This window comes from Citrobacter sp. wls826 (assembly GCF_005281245.1).
Classification (GTDB): Bacteria; Pseudomonadota; Gammaproteobacteria; order Enterobacterales; family Enterobacteriaceae; genus Citrobacter; species Citrobacter braakii.
Genome location: NZ_SZWS01000063.1, coordinates 130146 through 134861, shown reverse-complemented (window position 1 = coordinate 134861; position 4716 = coordinate 130146). Strand labels below are relative to the sequence as shown.

The following is a 4716-nucleotide window of genomic DNA, read 5'->3' as shown; positions in this document are numbered from 1 at the left end:
CGGCTGCCGCTAACGCCGTCTGACGCAGTTCCGGGTTTTTGGTTTTCCATGCCACTGCCAGCGATGAACCGCCCAGCGACAAATTGGCGCCGATTTCCGACGGCATCACCATGCCTTCTTTTCCGGTTTCGGCAATGGTCTGAATAATGGTTGGCGTGAAGACGCGGTGCATACCGGTCATCACCAGCAGCGGCCACAATGCGCCCATAATGGCCACCGACAGCCAGCCGAGATAGCCGTGAATGGTATAAACCAGTGCTGAAATTGCACTACCGATCCAGATACCGATCGGGCCAATGATGACGATGGCGAGTGGGGCGGCGATCAGCACGATTAGCATCGGTTTAAGGAAGTTTTTGGTTACCGCCGGAGTGATGCGATCGACCCAGCGTTCGATGTAGGACAGACACCAGGTCATGACCAGCGCCGGGATCACCGTGTAGGTGTATTTCACCGCCGTCACCGGGATCAGGGCAAACTCAACGTGCTCACCCTGCGCGGCCTTCGCCATCAGTTCGATGAAGCTGGGATGCACCAGTACGCCAGCGATGGCGATTGCCAGCGACATGTTGGTTTTGAATTTTATGGCTGCTGAGGCGGCGACCATCAGTGGCAGGAAGAAGAAGGCACCGTCGCCGATTACGGTCAGAATAGTGAGCGTGGACGATCCTTTCACCAGCACGCCGGTCATTTCGAGGATCATTGCCAGCAGCTTGAGCATTGATCCGCCGATAATAGCCGGGATCAACGGGGACATTGTGCCGATCAGCGCGTCGAGGATCCCAGCGCCAATCCGCTTCAGCGTCAGCCGAGGTTTGGTTTGCGGCTCTGCAGGTTGCATATTGGCAGGTAACAGGCTGACTACCTCGCGATACGCCTGCGAAACGGTGTTGCCGATGATCACCTGGCACTGGTTATCGCTGCGCACCACGCCGAGCACGCCAGGGAGCGTCTTCAGCGTCGTGCTGTCGACCTGCGAGTCATCTTTGATAACGAAACGCAAACGGGTCATACAGTGGGTCACTGCTGTGATGTTGTCCACGCCTCCCAGAGCCGTCACAACCGAGCGCGCCAGCGCTGCATAATTTTTGGACATCGGATTTAATCCTGTTTTATCAGTAGAGTACGTTATGTTTTATCCGTTTACGTTGGTCGCTTTTCTGGGTTGATGAAACGCAGATAGGAAACCGGTTCCACAAAATCATGTTTAAATTACAAGTAATAGGCAAGGTTTAATTTTGATCGTTTTTTATAATTGTGACTCCGATCACCATATGTCAGCGTTTGCAATTTAGCAGCAAGGACAGCGGCGAAACGGTGCAGTACACTGCGTCACATTGAGAGAAAAGGGATGAGTAATATGACCACGATGCTGGAGGTAGCGAAGCGTGCCGGGGTGTCAAAAGCGACGGTTTCCCGGGTGCTTTCCGGGAATGGTTATGTCAGCCAGGAAACCAAAGACCGCGTGTTTCAGGCCATTGAAGAGAGTGGTTACCGCCCTAACTTGCTGGCACGCAGTCTGGCAGCGAAAACTACGCAGACGCTGGGTCTGGTGGTAACTAACACCCTTTATCACGGCGTCTATTTCAGCGAACTGCTGTTTCATACCGCGCGGATGGCGGAAGATAAGGGACGCCAGTTGTTGCTGGCTGACGGTAAGCACAGCGCAGAGGAAGAGCGTCAGGCGATCCAGTACCTGCTCGACCTGCGCTGTGACGCGATTATGATCTATCCGCGTTTTCTTAGCGTGGATGAGATAGACGATATCATCGACGCCCACGCCCAGCCGATTATGGTGCTTAATCGGCGGCTGCGAAAAAATACCAGCCACTGCGTGTGGTGCGATCAAAAGCAAACCAGTTTTAACGCCGTTACTCAGCTCATTGCCGCCGGGCACAAAGAGATTGGTTTTATTACCGGCTCGATGGATTCGCCTACCGGCGTGGAGCGACTTTCAGGCTATAAAGACGCGCTGGCACATCATGGTATTCCGCTTAATAATGATTTGATTGTTAAAGGGAAATGGACGCCAGCCTGCGGCGCAGCGGGAGTCGATACTTTGCTTTCGCATAAGGTCAATTTTACCGCGCTGGTGGCCAGCAATGATGATATGGCGATCGGTGCGATAAAGCAGTTGCACGCGCATGGCGTGAGCGTCCCTGCTCAGGTGTCGGTGATTGGCTTCGACGATATCGCCATCGCGCCATACACTATTCCGGCGCTTTCCAGCGTCAAAATCCCGGTAACGGAAATGATCCAGGAAACGATAGGCCGCCTGATCTTTATGCTGGATGACGGGGCGTTTACGCCGCCAAAAACCTTCACCGGTGAACTCATTCAACGCGACTCTGTTGCGCCGCTCGTTTTGCGCTGACGGCTGTCATTTGTCATCGTCACTAGTGACGATGACACGGCTTCTCTGCAGTCATCAAAATAAAAAACCTTTAATAACAGTCAATTAAATTCTGGCACGATTTATGAATGCTTCGGCAGATAATCTGTCATTGCTGGAGAAATTGATGAACCGTTTCATCATTGCAGACGCCAATAAATGCATTGGTTGCCGTACCTGTGAAGTGGCCTGCGTGGTATCCCATCAGGATAACCAGGACTGCGCATCGCTGACCCCTGAAACCTTTTTACCCCGCATTCATGTCATCAAAGGCGTTAATGTCTCCACGGCGACGCTGTGCCGCCAGTGTGAAGACGCGCCGTGCGCTAACGTCTGCCCGAACGGTGCAATCAGCCGTGATAAAGGCTTTGTCCACGTGATGCAGGAGCGCTGCATTGGGTGTAAAACCTGCGTTGTGGCTTGCCCTTATGGCGCAATGGAAGTGGTCGTGCGTCCGGTTGTTCGTAACAGCGGGGCAGGTCTGAACGTCCGGGCAGAAAAAGCCGAAGCCAATAAGTGCGACCTGTGCCACCATCGTGAGGCCGGTCCTGCCTGTATGGAAGTCTGCCCGACTCACGCGCTGATTTATGTGGATCGCAATAAGCTTGAGCAACTGAGCGCTGAAAAACGCCGTCGCGCGGCGCTGGATTCCACGGCAACTTTGCTGTTCTGATATCTGAAAATCCGCGTAAAATACGTGCCGGATAAGGCGAAGCCGCCATCCGGCAAACGGACATTTCAGGGATACAATACCGCGGGAATTCATCATGACAATAAACAACCACTCCGGCGTACAGCTGCGTATTCGCGGTAAGGTACAGGGCGTCGGATTTCGCCCCTACGTCTGGCAACTGGCGCAGCGGTTACAGCTACATGGCGATGTGTGTAACGACGGTGACGGTGTGGTTGTGCGTATACAGGAAGATCCGGCAGAGTTTATTGCGCAGTTGCATCAACACTGCCCGCCGCTGGCGCGCATTGACAGCGTTGAGAGCGAACCGTTCGCCTGGACGCAGCCGCCTGCCGATTTCTCGATTCGGCAAAGTGCTGGCGGCACGATGAATACGCAAATCGTTCCGGATGCCGCGACCTGTCCCGAATGTCTGGTTGAAATGAACACCCCCGGTGAACGCCGCTATCGTTATCCCTTTATCAACTGCACCCACTGTGGCCCGCGCTTTACGATTATCCGCGCCATGCCCTACGATCGCCCGTTTACCGTGATGGCGTCATTCCCACTCTGTGCGCAATGCGATAAAGAGTATCGTGATCCGTACGACCGTCGCTTCCATGCCCAGCCCGTTGCCTGTCCGGCATGCGGTCCCCACCTCGAATGGTTTAGCGCGGGTGAGCGGGCGGAGAAAGAAGAGGCGTTGCAGGCGGCAGTATCGCGTCTGAAAGCGGGCGGTATTGTGGCTGTTAAAGGGATTGGTGGGTTTCATCTGGTGTGCGATGCACGAAATGATGACGCCGTAGCGCTGCTCAGGCTGCGCAAACACCGTCCGGCAAAACCTCTGGCAGTGATGCTGCCCGGTGATGACGGACTGCCTGAACCCGCTCGTCGTTTGCTGACAACCCCAGCCGCGCCGATCGTGTTGGTGCAGAAACGCTATGTCGCAGCATTGAGCGAGGGCATTGCGCCAGGGTTAACGGAAGTGGGCGTCATGCTGCCAGCGAATCCGTTGCAGCATCTGCTCTTACAAGAGATGAATTGTCCGTTGGTAATGACCTCCGGCAATCTCAGCGGCAGACCGCCCGCTATTACCAACGCGCAGGCGCTGGAAGATTTACACGAAATTGCCGATGGTTTCCTGCTGCATAACCGCGAAATTGTGCAGCGAATGGATGACTCTGTGGTGCGCGACAGTGGGGAGATGCTGCGTCGTTCACGGGGTTACGTGCCGGATGCGGTGGCGCTGCCGCCAGGATTTCACAACGTGCCACCGATGCTTTGCCTGGGCGCAGATCTGAAAAATACCTTCTGCCTGGTGCGTGGTGAACAGGCGGTTATCAGCCAGCATTTGGGCGATCTCAGCGATGACGGCATTCAGCAGCAGTGGCGTGATGCGCTGCGCCTTATCCAGAACATTTATGACTTTACGCCGCAGCGTATCGTGCATGATGCACACCCTGGTTATGTTTCCAGCCAGTGGGCCAGCGAAATGAATCTGCCAACCGAAACGGTGCTGCATCACCATGCGCATGCCGCTGCGTGCCTGGCCGAGCACGGCTGGTCGCTCGATGGTGGCGACGTGATTGCTCTGACGTTAGACGGTATCGGCATGGGGGAAAACGGCGCGCTGTGGGGGGGGGAGTGTTTGCGG

The 4716-nt window shown here is 55.1% G+C and carries 4 protein-coding genes; 3 read left to right on the top strand and 1 reads right to left on the bottom strand.

What is annotated here, in order from left to right; all coding sequences use genetic code 11:
- A partial coding sequence (gene ascF, locus FDW87_RS19760; RefSeq protein WP_137380095.1) for a PTS cellobiose/arbutin/salicin transporter subunit IIBC occupies positions 1–1096 on the bottom strand: 1096 nt, incomplete at its 3' end.
- 264 nt (positions 1097–1360) lie between these two features.
- Here ascF and FDW87_RS19755 point away from each other — a divergent pair.
- The 3 genes from FDW87_RS19755 to hypF all read left to right on the top strand — a co-directional run.
- Positions 1361–2374 (top strand): LacI family DNA-binding transcriptional regulator, encoded by a 1014-nt coding sequence (locus FDW87_RS19755; RefSeq protein WP_019077540.1) that lies wholly within the window; start codon positions 1361–1363, stop codon positions 2372–2374.
- Positions 2375–2519: 145 nt separating this feature from the next.
- Positions 2520–3065, top strand: coding sequence for an electron transport protein HydN (hydN, locus tag FDW87_RS19750; RefSeq protein WP_137380088.1), 546 nt, complete (start codon positions 2520–2522; stop codon positions 3063–3065).
- Positions 3066–3159: 94 nt separating this feature from the next.
- Positions 3160–4716 (top strand): carbamoyltransferase HypF (gene hypF, locus FDW87_RS19745; protein WP_252363266.1); only part of this gene is annotated, 1557 nt, incomplete at its 3' end.